Genomic DNA, 18,815 nt, shown 5'->3' on the forward strand with positions numbered 1-18,815 from the left:
GCCCCCTGCTGCCTTCGTGGAGCACCAGCGACGAACTTGGACCGGAGCCATGACCACAAGACCCAGCGCAGGCATCGAAGAAGCCAGCGAGACCAGTTGGCGCCCCCGCTTGGCCTTGTTGGTGGCCGCGACGTTTTTCATGGAGTTCCTTGACGGGACTATCCTGACCACCGCTATTCCGAGCATTGCGTCCGACTTCCGAGTCGCACCGGCCGACATCAACATCACCATGACGGCCTACTTGGTGACGGTCGCGATGGGAATCCCACTGAGCAGTTGGCTCGCTGAACGGTTCGGCGCTCGCCGGATCTTCTGCCTGGCCATAGCCGTTTTCACCATTGCTTCCCTGCTCTGCGCCGTGAGCACCGACCTGACCATGCTCACACTCAGCCGGGTGGCCCAAGGGATGGGCGGGGCCATGATGGTTCCTGTCGGGACACTGGTGGTCCTGCGGGGTACGCCGAAATCCGAGCTCCTCCGGGCAACGGCCTATCTGGTCTGGCCCGGGCTCCTCGCACCGGTACTTGCGCCGATGGTCGGTGGCGCCCTCACAACGTTCCTTTCATGGCATTGGATCTTCCTCATCAACGTCCCGCTGGGCCTGGCAGCCTTCATCGCTGCACTTCGGCTGGTGCCTCGGACGCAATTCGATGGAAAGCGCCGCCTTGACTGGTTCGGGCTGATGCTGACCACCCTTGGCGTCGGGGCGTTGGTGGTGGGGCTGGAAACCTTGGGCGGCCATGCATCCAACGTCCTCGCTGTAGTGGTGGTAACCGCCGGAGTGCTGTCCTTGGCAGGGGCGGTCTGGTGGATGGGGAAAGCGAAAGTACCACTCTTCAACCTCAGCGTCTTCGGTACCAGGACTTTCCGGGCGACCTCAACCGGTGGCTTCATCTACCGGCTGACCATCAGTTCGGTCCCCTTCTTGTTGCCCCTGATGTTCCAGGATGGATTCGGCTGGGACCCGCTGAAGGCCGGCGTCATGGTGGCGGCAGTCTTCGTCGGCAATATCGGGATCAAACCTGCCACCACGCCACTGATCAGGCGCTTCGGGTTCAAAGCCGTGCTTGTCTTCGCGTCGTTCGCTTCCGCCGTAACGTTCGCTTTGTGCGCGTTCCTTGACGCCCAAACACCGGAACCGCTGATTTTCGCTTTGCTGCTGTTCAGCGGCGCCTTCCGCTCCATCGGTTTTTCCGCCTACGCTTCGGTGCAATATGCGGACATCGTCCCGGGGCAGCTGCCCTCGGCCAACGCCATCTCGGCAACCCTCGTTCAGTTGGCAGCCGCGGCCGGGATCGCGGTGGGAGCTTTGTTCCTGCGCCTCTTCGAAGCCACGGGTCTTTTCGGGACGGACCAGGTGGGGGCATACAAGGGTGCTTTCATCGCCATGGCCGTCCTGATGCTCATCAGTACGGTGGACAGCCTGACCCTCCACCGTCACGCAGGAGCCGAGGTCAGCGGTACCTCAGCCGGGGCAAAGCGCGCCTGAACCCTGCCGGCGGGCGTCCCGGCTTGGTCGCTGGCGCTGCCACGGGCGCTGACACTGGCGCTGCCACGGCCGCCGCCACTGGCGCTGCCACGGCCATTGGCTCGCTTAAACGCAAAAGGCCCCGGTTCGAAAACCGGGGCCTGTTCGCGGAGACGGGGGGATTTGAACCCCCGGTGGAGTTGTGCCCCACACTTCATTAGCAGTGAAGCCCATTCGGCCGCTCTGGCACGTCTCCCTTTGCTATTGCTAGCCCACCAAGGATACGCAGAACCTGCCGTCCAGCGCAAAACACGCCAGAGCCGGGTGTCCGTTTCGATGTTCCGCTGCTATTCGTGCCGTGCGCGTGGCCTTGTGCGCAGGGAACCATCGAAACAGGCGTCAGTTGCTTCCGGCCAGGGAAACCCACAGGAAGTGGTTGCTCCGTGCCTGCAGTGCTGCAGCCTGCCGGTTGTCCGAGGCTCCCGCGTGCCCACCTTCGAGGGCTTCGTGGAACCAGACGTTCGGAATCCCCATGGCCTGCATCCGTGCCGCCATCTTCCGGGCCTGCACCGGCCCCACCCGGTCGTCAGAGGTTGCTGTCCAGATGAAGGTTTCGGGGTACTCCACGCCGTCCCGAAGCAGGTGGTACGGCGAGAAAGTCCGGATGAAATCCCATTGTTCCGGCACATCCGGGTCACCGTACTCGGCAATCCAGGAGTAGCCCGCCGAGAGCTTGGTGTACCGGCGCATGTCCAGGAGGGGCACACCGCAGGAGACAGCGCCAAACAGTTCCGGGTACTGGGTCAGCATGTTGCCCACCAGCAGGCCACCATTGGAGCCGCCCACGCAGCCCAAGCGACGACGACTGGTCACGCCACGCGAGATCAGGTCCTTGGCTACTGCGGCGAAGTCCTCGTAGGCACGGTGACGGTTCTCCTGGAGTGCTGCACGGTGCCACGAGGGGCCATACTCCCCGCCGCCGCGGATGTTGGCAACCACGTACACGCCGCCGCGTGAGTGGGCGGCAGCCCCGTCGTCGGACGCTATGCCCGCAGTACGGCGCTCCAGCCAGGCGCGCCCGATCGTCCCGCTGTACGCCGGGGTACGGGAAACTTCGAACCCGCCGTAGCCGGAGAGCTGGGTGGGGTTCTCCCCGTCCAGTACCAGGTCCTTGGAGGCCACCTGGAAGTACGGAACCTTGGTGCCATCCAAGGAAACCGCGAAGTGCTGCTGGACCTCGTAGGCGGCTTCGTTGAAGAACGACGGCGACCGCTTCACCTCGGTGTGCCGGCTCACCACGCCACCGTCAGCCACGTCACCGTCGGCCGTGTCCTGCGCTGCTGCAGGCGAAAGCGTACCCCGGGTCAAAGTGGTGGGTGTCGTGAAGCCTGTGGCCACCAACCAGAAGTCGTTCCCGGCGCCGGAGTCGGAGACGTCCTCATCATCCACGGCGTAGGCATTGACGTCATGCAGGGGAGGGCAGGCGTCCAGGACGGTGGAGGCCCACGAGCCTGAGGCGTCAACAGCCGACGGATCCAGGACCCTGATCTCGGAGGAGACGTCCCGGAGGAGGTTCAGCAGCAGGTAATCCTTGGTCCAGCTCCAGGACTGCAATGACGTGTGCGCATCAGGGGTGAACAGGACCAGCAACTTAGCCGGGCCAGCCAGGTAGCTTTCGAAATCTGCGGCCAGCAGGGAGCCGGCCGGGTACGTGACCCCCGCTGCTTCCCAGTCGCCCTGGGGGCGGAAAAGCAGCCAATCGCGGTGGACGCTGATGTTGACATCGGTGGGCACGTCAATGGCCACCCACGAGTCGTCGCGCAGCAGCCACGTACTGCGGTTGTAGAAGTCGATGTAGTCAACGGCGAAGGTCCGCTTGAAACCGGGCGTGGAATCGTGCGCCACCATGGCCAGCATGTGGTTCTCCGGAATTTCGAACAGGCGCTCAGCGTCCGCGAGCGACTGCCCGCGGCGAAGCTTGACGCCGGTCCGCGCATAGGAGGACGACGTGGCGGGCAAGCCTTCAGCTGTGCTGGACACGAGAAGGGTGTCGGCATCCAACCAGCTGATGTTGCCTTTGGCTGTGGGAATGTCGAAGCCACCTGCTGCCGGGTCCACGAAGGTTCGCGTTTCGACGTCGAACTCGCGGTGGCGGTCGGCGTCGCCCCCGTCGGGGGAGAGCGAAACCATGGCAAAGCGGTACTCCGCGCCGTCCGAAGGACGGAGGAAACCGGCACCGTGGAACACCCACTCAACACCTTCAGCAGCGGCAAGGGCATCGACGTCGAGCAGTACATCCCACTCGGGATCCTCGGTGAGGTAGCTCTCCCAGGTGGTGCGGCGCCAAAGGCCCTTGGGGTGCTCCTGGTCCTTCCAGAAGTTGTAGTAGAAATCGCCGCGTTTGTTGACCATGGCGATCCGGTCCGTGGAGTCCAGGACTTCCAGGATGCCGGACTCGACCGCCGCGTAATCGGCGTCTTCGAGCAGTTCCTCGGTGCGGGCGTTCTGTTCCCTGACCCAGGCCAACTGCTCTTCGCCGTGGATGTCCTCAAGCCAGGCGTTTTCATCCGTGGGCTCAGGTGCGGACTCCGCCGCGTGGCGCGGTCCGGAGGCCGGCGCGGTGTCATTCCCGGAAAGTGGCGACGGATCAGCTTCTGTGGTGGTCATCGCCCCATCCAAGCAACACACTTCGACGGTAAGCAAGTCACGCAGAAGTTAGGCTGGAGCGTGGCTAAATCCCAAATCAACCGTGTTGCCCTTGTGGGGGCAGGCCCTCGGGGCACCAGTGTCCTCGAACGGTTGCTCGCGAATTGGGCTGCGAAGAGAGCTGAAGGCGCCACCCTGCAGATCCATGTGGTGGATCCGTACCCCGCCGGCTCCGGACACGTGTGGCAGCCGGAACAGTCGCGCCTCTACCTGATGAACACCCAGTCGTTCTATCCCACCCTCATCCCCGAGGATTCCGGATTGGCGGCACCGTTGGCGGGTGGTTCCTTCGACCAGTGGCGCGAGGCCCGGCGTCGCGACGGTGCCGGGCTGAACGACGCCGAAAAGGCAGAGCTGGCCACGCTCGAGTCCCACGATTTCCCCAGCCGTGCGCTGTACGGGCGGTACCTGCGCCAAACCCTGGCCGGGTTGCTGGAGCGGAAGCCCGACGGCGTGGAAGTCACCTTCCATGAAACGCTCGTCGTTGCGGCGCGGCCCGCGGACGGGATGTTCGACGTCGAACTGGCCGACGGCGGCACGCTCACCGTCGATTCGGTGGTGCTGGCTCTGGGGCACATCGAGTCACGGCTGAATCCGGAGCAGAAATCATTCAAGCGCGCAGCTGACGAGTTGGGCCTGCTGTACTTCCCGCCGGCACCGCCCGCCGACGTTGACTGGCAGGTTGTGCCGGACAATGAGCCGGTTCTTGTCCGCGGCATGGGCTTGAACTTCTTTGATGTGATGGGCCAGCTGACTGAAGGCCGCGGCGGCAAGTTCCTTGAAGCCGGAACGCCCGGTGCCGGGGTGTTGGAGTACCGGGCCTCGGGCCGGGAGCCCAGGATCATCGCCGCGTCACGCAGGGGAACGCCGTACCGGGCGAAGGCCGGTTTGGAGGGCTATTACCCGCGCAGCATCACCATGCGCTACCTGACCGAGGACGCAGTGGACCGGTTCCGGGCCGCAGGCATCCAGCCCGGCTTCGACCATGACCTGTGGCCCTTGCTGCACCGGGACGCGCTGTGGGCCTACTATTCGACGCTGGCCCGGTCCCAGCCGGCCGCGATCAAGGACCCGGCGCAGTTCCTGGCCGACCTCGAAGACGCGCTCCAACCTCATGCCCACACCACGGCAAACTGGGAAAGCGACGTGGAGGTCCTGGTTGAAAAGCATGTGGCGGCATCACGGCGTTTGAACCTGCGCGGGCTCGCGGCGCCGTTGGCAGGCCGGACGTTCGCGTCACGGCGTGACCTGGATGCTGCGATCACCGCGTACCTGGACGACGACGCGCGGCGTTCGGCGCTGGGCGAATCGGACCCCGTGAAGATGGCCATCGGCGCGCTCCACACCGGCCGTGCCATCCTCAAGACCGTTGTAGCCGACGGCGGCATCACCGACGAGTCCTGGCTGGCAGGGCTGCGCGGCTGGTTCGAGTCGTTTGTCGAAGGGTTGGCCAGCGGACCTCCTGCGCTGCGTTCGGAGCAGCTGGCCGCCTTGGCGCGTGCCGGCGTCGTGAGTTTTGTGGGACCGGACCCCAAGTTCAGCGTCGATCGTGGCGCCAAAGTGTTCCGGGCGGCGTCACCCTGGGTCCACGAGGGGCCCGCTGAAGCACGCACCCTGATCGAAGCGATGTCACCCGCCAACAGGGTGGGCATCAACATTTCTCCGCTGCTCGAACAGCTCATGGCCGACGGCCTGGTGCGGACCAAGATCATGATGAGTGTGGAGGGGACGCCCATGCAAACCACCGGCCTGGACGTTGAGCCGCATCCTTACCGTCCCATTGCCGCCAACGGATCCATCACGGAAAACATGTACGTTCTGGGCTTGCAGTTGTCCGCGTCGCAGTGGGGCAATGCCATTGCCGCCGAAGCCCGTCCCCGCTCCGGGCGGGCCTATGCCAGCGGCCAGCGGACCTTGCGCGACGCTGACGAGATCGCCCGCAGCATCCTGGGCCTCTAGCCGTCACAGGCTTGCGTTGCCTGCCAGCCTTCGTTACTGTGTGAGCTGCATCACCCGCAAGGGTGTGCGCGCTTTTGATCTGCGGCGGGAGAGTCCTGCCGGTACATCCCGTCAGGCGCCGTAGGAGCAAACCCTCCCCAGGAATCTCTCAGGCCCATGTACCGCCGCGGCGAGGCAACTCTGGAAAGCAGTCCGGCCATACCGGACTCACCGAAGGTGCAAGCAGGCCCATGCCCGCGGAAACTCTCAGGTCCACGTACAGAGCGGGGAGGAACCCGAATCAATGCGGCACCTTGTGCCGCCTGAACGACGGAGTTCCTTTGACGATTCATCCTTCCGCGAGTGCCGGTTCACCCCATCTCGAACGCCAGCTCAGCAACCGCCACATCCAGCTCATAGCCATCGGTGGAGCGATTGGCACCGGCCTTTTCATGGGCTCGGGAAAGACCATTTCCGCAGCCGGCCCATCCGTCATTTTTGTGTACATGATCATCGGCTTCATGCTGTTCTTCGTCATGCGTGCCATGGGCGAACTGCTCCTCAGCAACCTGAACTACAAGTCCTTCAGCGATTTCGCCGCGGACCTCCTGGGCCCTTGGGCCGGGTTCTTCACCGGCTGGACCTACTGGTTCTGCTGGGTCATTACCGGGATCGCCGACGTGATCGCCATCGCCGGCTATTCCAAGGAATTGTGGCCTTCCCTGCCCTTGTGGGTTCCGGGACTCATCACCATCGGCATTCTCCTGCTCCTGAACCTGGCCACCGTGAAGGCCTTCGGTGAGACGGAGTTCTGGTTCGCGCTCATCAAGATCGTGGCCATCGCTGCGCTCATCATTGTTGGCCTGTTCATGATCTTCAGCGGCTTCGAGTCCGACGCCGGTCCGGCCGGTTTCTCCAACCTGTGGAGCCATGGCGGCTTCTTCCCGAACGAGTTCATGGGCTTCGTGGCCGGTTTCCAGATCGCCGTGTTCGCATTCGTGGGCATCGAACTGGTGGGCACCACCGCTGCCGAAGCCAAGGACCCGGAGAAGAACCTCCCCAAGGCCATCAACTCGATCCCCATCCGGGTTCTCCTGTTCTACGTCGGTGCCCTCATCATCCTCATGTCCGTCACACCGTGGACGCAGTTCGCCGCCGGCCACAGCCCGTTTATCGCGATGTTTTCCCTGGCAGGCCTCGGCGCAGCGGCCACCATCGTCAACCTCGTGGTGCTGACATCGGCCATGTCCTCTGCCAACTCCGGCATCTATTCCACGTCCCGCATGGTGTTTGGTCTCGCCCAGGAGGGCGACGCGCCCAAGGTGTTTGGCGCCCTCTCCGGACGCAAAGTACCCCGCAACGCCCTGTTCCTGTCCTGCGTCCTGCTGCTGTCCGGCGTCGTGCTCATGTACGCCGGCCAGGACGTTGGCAAGGCCTTCGACATGGTGACCACAGTGTCCGCGGTGTGCTTCGTGTTCGTTTGGTCGATCATCCTGGCCAGCTACCTTGCCTTCAGGAAGCGCCGGCCACACCTGCACGAGTCGTCAGCGTTCAAGATGCCCGGTGGCGTGGTGATGGTGTGGGTGGTGTTCGCGTTCTTCGCTTTCGTGCTGTGGGCCCTTACCACCCAGCCGGACACCCTGATTGCCTTGCTCGCCACTCCCGTGTGGTTTGTGATTCTGGGGGTCGCGTGGATCATCCTTCGGCGCCGGCCCGCGCATCTGGCACGCTACGCGGAGTTCCAGGCCGAATTGCAGCGGGATGCTGAGAGGACGGCCGTGCCGGAGCCGGCCACCAAGTAGGCTTCCCGAACGCAAAAGCAGGGCCCTTCACGCTGGCTGCGTGGAGGGCCCTGCTTATGTTGCTTTTGCCGGGAGTGGTCAGCCCCTCAAGCACTTCTGGTAGTCCAACCAGGCGAAGGCATACCGCAGCCAGCCCGCGATGTCGTACCACTTGGACGGCTTGGTGGGTGGGGTGCACTGGGGCGGTTGCGGTCCGCTGTCCGCCACAGTGATCAGAGCCTTCACCACCGTTCCACTTTCGACGGCGGTCAGCACCAGGGTGCCGGTACCTGCAGCTGCCGCCGCGGGAACCTTGAGGTTCACCGTTGCCGCGCCTGCCGTCACCGGCACGGAACCGAGCGCCACAGCGGCGCCCTTGCTGTCCACGAAGACGGCGTTCAGCGAGGCGTTGGCCGGGCTGCCGATCGACGTCAGGTTCAGCTTGGAAACAGCCAGGGTGATGGGCTCACCGGCCTTAACCTGGGCCGCCGTCGAGTTGGCGACGGCAACCGAACGGCGCCCGAAGTCCGGGGACACCGGGTTGTGTTCGCGCAGGTACTTGATCCACGCATCACGGTCCACCAGGCCGGTGTCCTTGGTGTTGCTGCCTTCCTTGAAGACCCGGAAGTTGTCACCGCCGGTTGCCAGGAAGCTGAAGGTGCCGATCCTGTACAGCTTGGCGGGGTCGATCACGGCGCCGTTTACCCAGATGCCGGTGATGCGGTCACCTGCAGGGCGGGCGGCGTCGTAGGTGTAGTTGACGTTCTTGGACAGACCCAGCTGCTGGTACGGGCGGCTGGGAACAGTGCCGTCCGGGTTGGTCTGCCACTGCTGTTCAAGAAGTGTCTTGAACTGCGTGCCGGTCAGGGACGTAGTCCAGAGGTTGTTCACGAACGGCAGCACCGCGTTGGCCTCGGCGTAGGTGATGGTGCCGTCTGGTGCGTAATAGAGCTCGTTGCGCAGGCCGCCGGGATTTACGACGCCGATCTCCGCCGAGCCCAGTTCAGGCGCCTTGAGCGTGTCCACCAGTGAGTCCGCCACCAGGTTTCCCAGCGTGGACTCGCTCGCGCGGTCGTCACGCTTGGGAGCCCCGCCGGCGGGGTCCGGGGTGAAAGCGGTGGTGATATCAGCGGTCACTGCACCCACCGGCTGGTTGCCGATCTCGGCAGCCTGGGCAAGGGCCTTGTCCACGATGGTCTTCACTGCCGCCACCCGCGGGTAGCTGGCCACGAGGCTCTCGGCGGTATCGGTCGTCCGGTCCACCACAGCGGCCTTGTAGGCAGTGACGGACTTGCTTGCGGTGTCTACCGTGAGCGTCACGCTGCCCACGTTTTCGCCGTAGTTGCCGGTCTGCACGATCGGCCGGGTCTTGCCTGTGGGCTGGCCGTTGGCGTCCAGGACCGGTGCGTCCCAGGCGTACTCCTTGTGCGTGTGGCCGGTGAAGATGGCAGCGACGTCAGGAGTGGTTTCGTTGACCAGTTTGGCGAACGGTCCGCCTGCTGCGACTTCCTGTTCCAAAGTGGCGCCTTCGGGCGTACCGGAAGCGGCGCCGTCGTGGTTCTCCACAATGATCAGGTCTGCCAGGTTCTCAGCCTTGATTTTTGCCGCCACCCGGTTGATGGCTTCCACGGGGTCCCCGAACTCAAGATCGGCAATTCCGGCCGGAGTTACCAAGGAGGGAACTTCCTGGGTGACGGTGCCGATCACGGCCACGCGCATCCCGTTCATGTCCAGTACCTTGTACTCCGGCAGGACCGGGGTGGTGGTGCCCTTCTGGTAGACGTTCGCACCCAAGTAGGCGAACTTCGCGTTGGTTCCTCCGGCGATGACTCGCTCGCGCAAGTCCTGCCAACCGCCGTCGAACTCGTGGTTGCCCACAGCGGAAGCCTGCAGCTCCAGCGCGTTGAGGATGTCGATGGTGGGCTGGTCCTTCGCCACTGACGACGCGAACAAGGAAGCGCCGATGTTGTCACCAGCGGAGATGAACGCCGTTGCGCCCGGTGCTGCAGCGGCACGGAGTTTCTCCACGGTTCCTGCGAAGAGCACGGTGTTGGTGTCGATGCGGCCGTGGAAGTCGTTGATGCCCAGGAACTGCAGGTCAACGGTGGCCGGTGCGTCGGGAGTCAGGTTCAGTCCAACCACCACGGGGTCATGGTCGCTGGCCCGGAATTCGTCTGCGGCGTAGTAGTTGGTCACGTTGTTGTTATACCTGCTGTATTCCAGCGCGACGGACTCTACGGAGTTGATGTTCCAGATGTCGGTCCCGGTGACTTTTTCCGCAGCCGCCGGGGAAGCGAGGATGTGGTCGAGCGAACCCACCATGCCACCGAACAGGTAGGAGTGTTTGCCGGTGCCGGCCTCAAGGTCGGTGTAGCCGGCGCCCGTCAGGACGTTGATGGGATCTTCCTTGGCGTAGGCGTTGAAGTCACCGATGAGGAAGACCTTATCCGTGCCCTTGGAAGCCTGCAGGTCCTTGGAGAAGGCGAGCAACGATTCGGCCTGCTTGGTGCGGGCGATGTTTGAGGCACCCTGGCCCTTGTCGGTATCGTCCGGGGTGGCCGCGGAACCCTTGGACTTGAAGTGGTTCACGATTGCTATGAAGTTCTTGTCGTCGGCAGCGCCCACCGGCTTGAATACCTGTGCCAGCGGCTTGCGGGCACTTGCGAAGGCCACGGTGTCGTTGTGGATGATGGACTCGCCCACGGGCTCGGCAGCGGCCTTCTTGTAGATGAACGCGGTGCGGATCATGTCCTCATCGCTCAGCGGGGGAGCGTTGGCCGGAGTCCGCACGTAGTCCCAAACACCCGGAGTCTTGACGTTGAGCGCGTCAACCAGCTTGGACAGGGCATCGTCGCGGCTCTTGCCGAACTGTGCCGAGTTCTCGATCTCTTCAAGGGATATGACGTCCGCGCCGGACTTGGTGATGGCTGCTACGATCTTGGCCTGCTGGCGCTCGAAGTTCTCCGCGTTGGCGGCTCCGCGGGCGTTGCAGCCTTCCTTGACCGTAATCGGGTTGCCCTCGCGGTCGGTGTAGAAGACGCAGCCGCTCAGCTGGTCCCCGGTGGTGGGGAAGTAATTGAGCACGTTGAAGGACGCCAGTTTAAGGTTTCCACCAACGTTGGCCGGACCATCGGGCCGGGTGGAGGTGAAAGACGCAGGCTGGACTGAGTCCGCGTTGGCCGGGGTCAGCGCGGCCAGCGGCTGGAATTTCCAGGAGTTGTTGCCGTAGCCCAGGATCACGTCGGTGCGGAACTGTGCCGGCGATCCGACCCGCACGGGATCAGAGGTGCTCAGGTACGGCAGTTGTTGTGCCTTGGTGGTGGCGTCCTTGAGGAAGTTCGTGGACGCGCCGTCGTCGAGCTTGATGGCCCGCAGGGCGTTATCGGCAACCACAGCGGCGTACTCCGGCGAACCGTAAGTGGCCACTGCCGTCGGCTGCACCAGTGGTGATGTGCCGGCCGCCAGGCCGACCTCGCCGTACTGGTTGAGGGAGTAGTTGTCCGTGACGGTGAACTCGCCCTGCGGAGCGACGAGCATGCCCTCCAGGCTCTCACGGGCGGCTTCATTGGCCGGCAGGGAGAACGGGGTGGACTTGACCTCGGGCGCTGCCTCGCTGAGCTTCTTCAAGCCTGCGGCTTCGACCGTGATCTGGGTCTGGTTGGCGAATTCGCTCACCGCTCCGGTGAGTTCCAGGTAGTCACCCGGCTGTACCGTTGCCGCCGTCGTAGGCGAGTAGACGAACAAAGCGTCCGACGCCGTCCTGGCCGCCCCGCCGGCGTCGCCGCCGGTTCCGGGGGTCTGGACGTAGTAGCCGTTGAATCCGCCGGTTGCGTAGACGGCCGTGACCTTGCCGCGCGTCGTGACGGCGCTGCCTACGAACGGGCTTGCCGTGCCGGTGCCTTGGATCTCTGCGATGGTCTTGACGCCGGGCTGCGGACCGGGGTCCGTGGGCGGGGTTCCGCCGTTGGAACCTGTCGGGGTGATGGTGGTGCTGAGGCTGAAATCGGCGGCGTTGGAGTCGGTGTCCACACCGTTGGTTCGATTCAGGCTCTTGACGTCTGCGTTGCCGGCAGGTGCGCTGGCTGCGGCGGTCTCGAAGGTGTTGGAGGTGCCGTAGCCAAGGAGGTCGGCAATGGCGGGGTTTCCGGTGACCGAGCCGGCAGGGAGCGGTGAGACCGCGTTGGCTTGCTTGGCCAGGACCAGGGTTCCCGTGGTGCCGCTGGGATTGAGGGTGCCGGTTGCCTGCACATCGGGCGTTGGGAGGTTCGGGGCCGTGGAACTGCCGTTGTTCGTGGCTCCCTGAACCAGGTAGTAGCCCTTGGCCGGGATGCTGCCCGTCAAGGGAGTGATGCCGGTAGGTGCCGTAGTGGCGGTGGCTGATCTGTACTGCAGAGACCATCCGGCCAGGCTGACGGGAGTGTCCGAGGAGTTGTAGAGCTCCACGAACTTGTTCTTGAAGGCGGCGCCGGTACTGCCGCCGCTGAGGTACGCCTCATTGATTACCACAGGCGAAGTGCCGGTGGGTGCTGCCGGATCGTCCGCCGCGAAGGCGGGTGCCGCGGTCAGCGGGGCTGCAAGCAACCCGACTGACAGGACCGTTCCCGCAGCTGATTTCCAATATTGATGTTGCATCCGCTCTAACTTTCATTAGGGAGCCCTGTGGGGCCCTGTGGACGACGCCCGCTGTCTTGTGAAGTGGGCGATATGCCCGGAAGTTACTCCGGGGTAAAGCTGCCTCGGGCATAGCTGAACACGAACGGATGAATGGGAGGTGGCGCATCGGTGGCCGGAAGGTTCTCCCGGCCACCGAGGCTCCTACTTGGCCGCGCCCTTCAGGGTTCCGGTGGTTGCGGCTCCAGCAGCAGCGCCGATCAGGCAGACGATCTCACGATCGCCGGTCTTCCAGGAATCGCTGGTGGGGTGGAGGAAAGTGACATCCAGGGCGGACTCTTCGAAGGGTACGCCTACGAAAGTTGCGAACTGGGCACCGCAGAACTCCTCCGCCTTGGTGCCCACTTCGGTGTCACCGGGGAACGCGGACGTGTCCATTTTGGTGACGGCGTAGGCCTCGAGGTCGTGGCTCTGGTCGCACGGAATGATGGTGACGTCCACGACTTCCTGGGTATCAGGGTTGGCGATGCAGTCGCCCAGTTTCACTTTGAAGGCGTCTGCTTTGGACGATTCCGTTGCTTTGCCGGATTCATCCCGCTTGGCGTCCCCGCTGCTGATGAGCGAACATCCCGCCAGTGCCAGCGATGCCATGGTCAGCACGGCAGCAGCCCTGAGGGTCTTTGAAAGGTGGAGCATTCTGGTCCTCATTCCAGAAGGAGCACAGGATTCCTGATCGGAAAGGCACTGTGGTCAACGATGAGGGACCCAACAAGGTATTCCCACGCCGGTCGATCCCCCAAGGCCGACGATGAGAGGCTCCGGCCGGACTGCCCCTGGGTAGGAGGCAGACCGGCTGGACCCGAATTTTCATAGTCTAGGCCGTCTGGCCCTGCTCCTGGATCACCTTGAAGACGGCACCCGTGGGATCGGACAACGTTGCCAAGCGGCCGAAGGGCGTCTCTTCGGCGGGTTCCATGACGGTGGCGCCCAAGGCCGCAGCCTGCTCAACGGTGGCATCGGTGTCCGCCACCGCGAAGTACACGCTCCACATGGAAGGGACCTGCGGGGGGAGGAAGCCGGAGGCATCCATGATGCCGGCCTGCGCGTTGTCTCCCGAGCCGAGGGTGGTGTACCGGAACTCAGGGGTGTCGCTCATGACGTCCGTTTCCCAGCCGAACACCTTCTGGTAAAAGGCGACCGCGGAGTCGTAGTCCTTGGAGAGGAGCTCATGCCAAGCTGGAGCGCCGGCCTCGGCTGCGATCTCATAGCCCTTCATCTCCCCGAATTGCCAAGCACCGATCGAGGCACCCGAAGAGTCACCGTACATGGCCATGCTGCCTTGCTCGGGAACCTCCATCGGTTCCAGGTACACCTGGCCGCCGTTGGCAGCTGCGGCTTCCGTGGTTGCCTTGATGTCATCGGTGCGCAGGTAAGTGGACCACACATCCGGCATGGCTCCCATGTCCTCCTGCTTCTGCATGATCCCTGCAACCATCCGGCCGTCCTTGGACGCTGTGATGTAGCCGCCGTACTTCTCCTGGTCGCCCGTCTCGAACGTCCAACCGAAAAGGGTGCCGTAGAAAGACTTCGCCTGTTCGGTATCGGAGGTCATCAGGTCGATCCAGCAAGGTGCTCCCGGAGCGATGTCAGGGGTTGGCATAGGTGAGGCTCCTGTTGTTGTTCCGCGATGAAAACCGCGTCTGATGTCGGTCGTGTGGAGACAGTCAGAACACTATGCCGGGGGTCTGACACTTTCAATGATCTGCCGGAAGCCGGTTCCCGGAGCGGGGGGCGAGCAGGTACTGGAAGCAACAAAAATGCCCCGGGTTGAAGAACCCGGGGCATTCGTTGGCGGAAGGTAAGGGATTTGAACCCTTGGTACGGGGTTACCGCACACTGGTTTTCAAGACCAGCTCCTTAGGCCGCTCGGACAACCTTCCTCGCCTAGTAGTGTTTCATAGGGAGTTGGCTGTTCCAAAACATCACGTCCACCAGTCCCCGTCCCGGGGCCGGCGGACAAGCAAGAAACCGGGAGTTCGTCATGAAAGCCGTCTTTATCCCAGAGCCGGGCGGGCCCGAAGTCCTCGAGGTCCGCGAGGTCCCCTCCCCGGTGCCGGGCGATGGCGAGGTACTGATCGACGTCGTTGCTGCGGGCCTGAATCGTGCGGACGTCCAGCAGCGCCGCGGCTTCTATCCACCGCCGCCCGGGGCATCGGAAATCCCCGGACTCGAGGTTTCCGGTCGGATCTCCGCTTTCGGCCCCGGCGTTACCAAGGCCTTCTCCGTGGGGGACAAGGTAGTGGCGCTGCTTTCCGGCGGCGGCTACGCCCAACAGGTGGCGGTTCCTGCCGAACAGGTACTTCGCGTTCCTGAAGGCGTGGACCTGATCACCGCAGCTGCCCTGCCGGAGGTTGCCGCGACCGTGTATTCGAACCTCATCATGACGGCCCAGCTGCAACCCGGAGAGACGGTGCTCATCCACGGCGCCACCGGCGGAATAGGCACCATGGCCATCCAGCTCGCGAAAGCCTACGGTGCCACAGTTGCGGCAACTGCGGGGTCGGATGAAAAAGTCGGCACGGCCAAGGCGTTCCTCGGGGCCGACATCGCCATCAACTACACCGAAGAAGACTTCGTTGAAAGCCTCAAGGCACAAAACGGCGGCAAAGGCGCGGACGTTATCCTCGACGTCGTGGGTGCCAAGTACCTCCAGCAGAACGTCGACGCGCTCGCTGAGTACGGCAGGCTCATCATCATCGGGCTGCAGGGCGGCGCCAAGGCGGAGATCAACCTGGGCCAGCTCCTCAGCAAGCGTGCAGCCGTGATCGGCACAGCCCTCCGGCCCCGTTCGGTTGCCGAAAAAGGCATCATCATGACGGCGGTGCGCGAGTCCGTGTGGCCCATGGTCACCGACGGTCGCATCACGCCGCTCGTCGCCAAGACTTTCCCGCTGGACCAGGTCCGCGAAGCGCATGAGTACTTCGACTCGGGGGAGCACGTGGGCAAGGTCCTCTTGCTCCTCTGACATTCCAGCCAACCCGCAGCAAGGAGCTCCATGTCCATCCGGCACAGCCTTCTGGCCCTGCTCCAGGACCAGCCCAGGTATGGCTATGAGTTGCGTGTCGAATTCGAGGACCGGACCGGCGCCGCCTGGCCGCTGAACATCGGCCAGGTTTACACCACCTTGGACCGGCTTGAGCGCGACGGCCTGGTCAGCAAGGACGGCGACGACGGCGGCGGGCACGTCATCTACAGCATCACTGACGCTGGGGTCGAGGAAGTCGCGGCGTGGTTTTCCGGGGCTGTCGACCGGGGAAATCCGCCGCGGAACGAGATCGCCATCAAACTGGCGCTCGCCGTGACCATGCCCGGGGTGGATGCCGCTGCGGTGATCCAGTCCCAGCGTGAAGTTTCCGTCAAGGCGCTGCAGGAGCACACCCAGGCGCGCAAAGCGGTCTCGGCCAACCAGCGCTCAGCCGACACGGCGTTCCTGCTGGTGCTCGATTCCCTGGTGTTCCAGGCAGAGGCCGAAGTCCGGTGGCTGGACCTGTGCGAAGCCCGCATGGTGCAGAGCCTGGGCAAGGGCGGGTCAAGCACCGCTGGTGCCAGCTAGCTGTACAACCGGCCCACCGTTTGCCGCAGGCAGGCTACCGCTCAGCGCAGCCAACGGATCCGGCGGTGAGTACGGCCACTTCCCGGGGAACCTTATTGCTAACTTGCCCGTGACGCACGTCCGAGCCAAGGCAGCGCAGCAGTTCTCAAGGAGGAGATATGGGCAAGAATCCTGACCAGACCGGACTCATGGAAGGACTTGATCCTACGCTGCCTGCACCCGCGGTGGACCATTCCGCCCGGGACGCCGAGGAACGCAAATGGACTCCGGCGAAAATCGGTCTTTGGGTGGCGATTTCGCTGCTCGGTGCAGTGGCGTGGTTCATGCTCGCCCTGGTTCGCGGCGAGACGGTGAATGCCATCTGGTTTGTCTTCGCCGCAGTCTGTACCTACCTCATCGGCTACCGCTTCTACTCCAAGGTCATTGAACGCTACCTGCTGAAGCCGGATGACCGAAGGGCTACGCCCGCCGAGTATAAGGCCGACGGCAAGGACTACGTCCGCACGGACCGGAACGTCCTGTTCGGGCACCACTTCGCGGCGATCGCCGGTGCAGGCCCCTTGGTGGGTCCGGTCATCGCGGCGCAGATGGGTTACCTTCCAGGCACCATCTGGATCATCATCGGCGTCGTGTTTGCCGGTGCCGTGCAGGACTATCTGGTGATGTTCTTCTCGATGCGTCGAGGCGGCCGGTCCCTGGGCCAGATGGCCCGTGAGGAACTGGGAGTCATTGGCGGTACAGCGGCCTTGATCGCAACGTTGCTGATCATGATCATCATCGTGGCCATCCTTGCGCTGGTAGTGGTCAATGCCCTGGGTGAGAGCCCGTGGGGCGTCTTCTCCGTTGGAATGACCATCCCGATTGCGCTGTTCATGGGCGTGTACCTTCGGTTCATCCGGCCCGGCAAGGTGATGGAGGTTTCCATCATTGGTTTCGTGTTGCTCATGGCGGCCATCATCGGCGGCGGTGCTGTGGCTGGTACCGAGTGGGGTGCGGCATTCTTCCACCTGGACAAGGTGACCATCGCCTGGGGCCTGATCATCTACGGATTCATTGCCGCGATCCTGCCCGTGTGGCTGCTGCTCGCGCCGCGCGACTACCTTTCCACGTTCATGAAAATCGGCGTGATCGTGATGCTGGCCCTCGCCATCATCGTTGTGCGGCCGGAAATCACCGTCCCTGCCTTCAGCGAGTTCGCGGGCCGCGAGAACGGCCCGGTGTTCTCCGGCGCGCTGTTCCCGTTCCTGTTCGTCACGATTGCCTGTGGTGCCTTGTCCGGTTTCCACGCCCTCATTTCCTCGGGGACCACCCCCAAGTTGATCGAGAAGGAACGCCAGACCCGTTTCATCGGGTACGGCGGCATGCTGATGGAGTCGTTCGTGGCCATCATGGCGCTCGTGGCTGCAATCTCGATTGACCGCGGCATCTACTTCGCCATGAACGCGCCCCTGGCACTGACCGGCGGCACGGTGGAGTCAGCCGCCACCTGGGTGAACAGCCTGGGCCTGGCCAACGTGAACATCACCCCGGACGTGCTGGCCCAGACGGCCAAGGACGTGGGCGAGGAAAGCATCATCTCCCGCTCCGGCGGTGCCCCGACGCTGGCAGTTGGCTTGGCGCACATCATGCAGCAGTTCATCGGCGGGCCCGCCATGATGGCGTTCTGGTACCACTTCGCCATCATGTTCGAGGCGCTCTTCATCCTTACCGCCGTGGACGCCGGAACCCGCGTTGCCCGGTTCATGCTGCAGGATTCCATCGGCAACTTTGTTCCCAAGTTCAAGGAAGCTTCATGGCGCCCCGGTGCCTGGCTCTGCACGGCCATCATGGTGGGTGCCTGGGGCGCTGTGCTGTTGATGGGTGTGACGGATCCGCTGGGCGGCATCAATACGCTGTTCCCGCTGTTCGGCATCGCCAACCAACTGCTGGCAGCCATCGCCCTGGCGGTGTGCTTGGCCATCGTGGCCAAGCGGGGCACGTTCAAGTGGCTGTGGATCGTGGCCGTCCCGCTGGCTTTCGCGGCTGTCGTCACCATCACTGCCAGCTTCCACAAGATCTTCTCCCCGGTACCGGCCGTAGGGTATTTCGCCAACAACCAGGCGTTCTCCAAGGCACTTGCCGATGGCAAGACGGAGTTCGGCACGGCCAAGAGCGTCGCGGCCATGGAAGCTGTCGTCCGGAATACGGCCATTCAGGGATGGTTGTCGGTGATCTTTGTGGTCTTGAGCATCATCGTGATCCTCACGGCCCTGATCGCCACCGTCAAGGCCATCCGGGCCGGTGGGGGACAGGATCATGAAGATCCTGCCGTACCGTCCAAGGTGTTTGCTCCTGCAGGACTCCTTCCCACCCCGGCTGAGAAAGCGCTGCTCGCCGAATGGAACGCGTTGCCTGCTGACAAGCGCACCCACAAGGCGGGGCATCACTGATGAACGCGGTCACCAGGGGCTTTCGGGGCTTTGCCGCATACATGGGTTCGCTTATGGGCGCTGACGCGTACACGAAATACCTTGAGCACTTCACCGCCTCCGGCCACGCCGGTCCCGCCATGACCGAACGCGAGTTTTGGCGGGACCGGATGGACCGGCAGGACAGCAATCCCCAGGGCCGCTGCTGCTGAGCTGTAGTTTCGCTACGAACGAAGTCCAAAATCCGGCTGTGGCCGGAGGTTCACGGGAAGCACATGAGAGTATGAACG

General features: G+C 63.7%; 11 protein-coding genes, 2 tRNA genes and 1 riboswitch. Of the genes, 7 read left to right on the forward strand and 6 right to left on the reverse strand.

Features of this window, described 5'->3' with window-relative positions:
* Positions 1–49 precede the first annotated feature (49 nt).
* Positions 50–1,489 carry an MFS transporter gene (locus tag PYR64_RS01950; RefSeq protein ID WP_275777998.1) on the forward strand — a complete coding sequence of 480 codons (1,440 nt, stop codon included), beginning with the start codon at positions 50–52 and terminating at the stop codon, positions 1,487–1,489.
* A gap of 147 nt (positions 1,490–1,636) precedes the next feature.
* Here the strand turns inward: PYR64_RS01950 and PYR64_RS01955 are convergent.
* Together PYR64_RS01955 and PYR64_RS01960 are read right to left on the reverse strand one after the other, a co-directional pair.
* A tRNA-Ser gene (locus tag PYR64_RS01955) sits at positions 1,637–1,724 on the reverse strand.
* A 143-nt stretch (positions 1,725–1,867) separates the two neighbouring features.
* Entirely contained in the window at positions 1,868–4,135 is a 2,268-nt protein-coding gene (locus PYR64_RS01960; protein WP_275778000.1) for a prolyl oligopeptidase family serine peptidase, read from the reverse strand.
* Between the two features lie 60 nt (positions 4,136–4,195).
* Here PYR64_RS01960 and PYR64_RS01965 point away from each other — a divergent pair, with 60 nt between their 5' ends.
* Both PYR64_RS01965 and cycA read left to right on the forward strand, forming a co-directional pair.
* A complete protein-coding gene (locus PYR64_RS01965; RefSeq protein WP_275778002.1) occupies positions 4,196–6,133 on the forward strand; it encodes an FAD/NAD(P)-binding protein in 1,938 nt (645 codons plus the stop codon).
* 75 nt (positions 6,134–6,208) lie between these two features.
* A riboswitch (glycine riboswitch) is annotated at positions 6,209–6,307 on the forward strand.
* A gap of 146 nt (positions 6,308–6,453) precedes the next feature.
* Positions 6,454–7,914 carry a D-serine/D-alanine/glycine transporter gene (gene cycA, locus PYR64_RS01970; protein WP_079581522.1) on the forward strand — a complete coding sequence of 487 codons (1,461 nt, stop codon included), beginning with the start codon at positions 6,454–6,456 and terminating at the stop codon, positions 7,912–7,914.
* A gap of 78 nt (positions 7,915–7,992) precedes the next feature.
* On the opposite strand, the gene PYR64_RS01975 is transcribed toward cycA, so the two are convergent.
* From PYR64_RS01975 to PYR64_RS01990, 4 genes are all read right to left on the reverse strand, one after another.
* Entirely contained in the window at positions 7,993–12,525 is a 4,533-nt protein-coding gene (locus PYR64_RS01975) for an ExeM/NucH family extracellular endonuclease (protein ID WP_275778004.1), read from the reverse strand.
* 183 nt (positions 12,526–12,708) lie between these two features.
* Entirely contained in the window at positions 12,709–13,200 is a 492-nt protein-coding gene (locus PYR64_RS01980) for a septum formation family protein (protein WP_018777932.1), read from the reverse strand.
* 178 nt (positions 13,201–13,378) lie between these two features.
* A complete protein-coding gene (locus PYR64_RS01985; protein ID WP_018777931.1) occupies positions 13,379–14,164 on the reverse strand; it encodes a VOC family protein in 786 nt (261 codons plus the stop codon).
* Between the two features lie 189 nt (positions 14,165–14,353).
* Positions 14,354–14,444, reverse strand: a tRNA-Ser gene (locus PYR64_RS01990).
* A 101-nt stretch (positions 14,445–14,545) separates the two neighbouring features.
* On the opposite strand from PYR64_RS01990, the gene PYR64_RS01995 reads away from it, so the two are divergent.
* From PYR64_RS01995 to PYR64_RS02010, 4 genes are all read left to right on the forward strand, one after another.
* Entirely contained in the window at positions 14,546–15,529 is a 984-nt protein-coding gene (locus PYR64_RS01995; protein WP_039239742.1) for an NAD(P)H-quinone oxidoreductase, read from the forward strand.
* 30 nt (positions 15,530–15,559) lie between these two features.
* The gene (locus PYR64_RS02000; protein ID WP_018777929.1) at positions 15,560–16,117 is read left to right on the forward strand and encodes a PadR family transcriptional regulator; all 558 of its coding nucleotides are present in this window, start codon (positions 15,560–15,562) and stop codon (positions 16,115–16,117) included.
* 158 nt (positions 16,118–16,275) lie between these two features.
* Positions 16,276–18,546, forward strand: coding sequence for a carbon starvation CstA family protein (locus tag PYR64_RS02005; protein WP_039239745.1), 2,271 nt, complete (start codon positions 16,276–16,278; stop codon positions 18,544–18,546).
* Positions 18,546–18,737, forward strand: a complete 192-nt coding sequence (locus PYR64_RS02010) for a YbdD/YjiX family protein (RefSeq protein WP_018777927.1) — start codon at positions 18,546–18,548, stop codon at positions 18,735–18,737. The genes PYR64_RS02005 and PYR64_RS02010 overlap by 1 nt, the downstream gene beginning before the upstream one ends.
* Positions 18,738–18,815: the final 78 nt, after the last annotated feature.

The sequence above is a fragment of the Paenarthrobacter sp. Y-19 genome (assembly GCF_029223985.1).
In the GTDB taxonomy this organism is placed as follows: Bacteria; Actinomycetota; Actinomycetes; order Actinomycetales; family Micrococcaceae; genus Arthrobacter; species Arthrobacter nicotinovorans.

Excerpts from the sequence above, each read along its gene's own strand:
- PYR64_RS01950 (WP_275777998.1), top strand. The coding sequence starts at position 50 with ATGACCACAAGACCCAGCGCAGGCATCGAAGAAGCCAGCGAGACCAGT.
- PYR64_RS01960 (WP_275778000.1), bottom strand. The coding sequence starts at position 4,135 with ATGACCACCACAGAAGCTGATCCGTCGCCACTTTCCGGGAATGACACC.
- PYR64_RS01975 (WP_275778004.1), bottom strand. The coding sequence starts at position 12,525 with ATGCAACATCAATATTGGAAATCAGCTGCGGGAACGGTCCTGTCAGTC.
- PYR64_RS01980 (WP_018777932.1), bottom strand. The coding sequence starts at position 13,200 with ATGCTCCACCTTTCAAAGACCCTCAGGGCTGCTGCCGTGCTGACCATG.
- PYR64_RS01985 (WP_018777931.1), bottom strand. The coding sequence starts at position 14,164 with ATGCCAACCCCTGACATCGCTCCGGGAGCACCTTGCTGGATCGACCTG.
- PYR64_RS01995 (WP_039239742.1), top strand. The coding sequence starts at position 14,546 with ATGAAAGCCGTCTTTATCCCAGAGCCGGGCGGGCCCGAAGTCCTCGAG.
- PYR64_RS02000 (WP_018777929.1), top strand. The coding sequence starts at position 15,560 with ATGTCCATCCGGCACAGCCTTCTGGCCCTGCTCCAGGACCAGCCCAGG.
- PYR64_RS02005 (WP_039239745.1), top strand. The coding sequence starts at position 16,276 with ATGGGCAAGAATCCTGACCAGACCGGACTCATGGAAGGACTTGATCCT.
- PYR64_RS02010 (WP_018777927.1), top strand. The coding sequence starts at position 18,546 with ATGAACGCGGTCACCAGGGGCTTTCGGGGCTTTGCCGCATACATGGGT.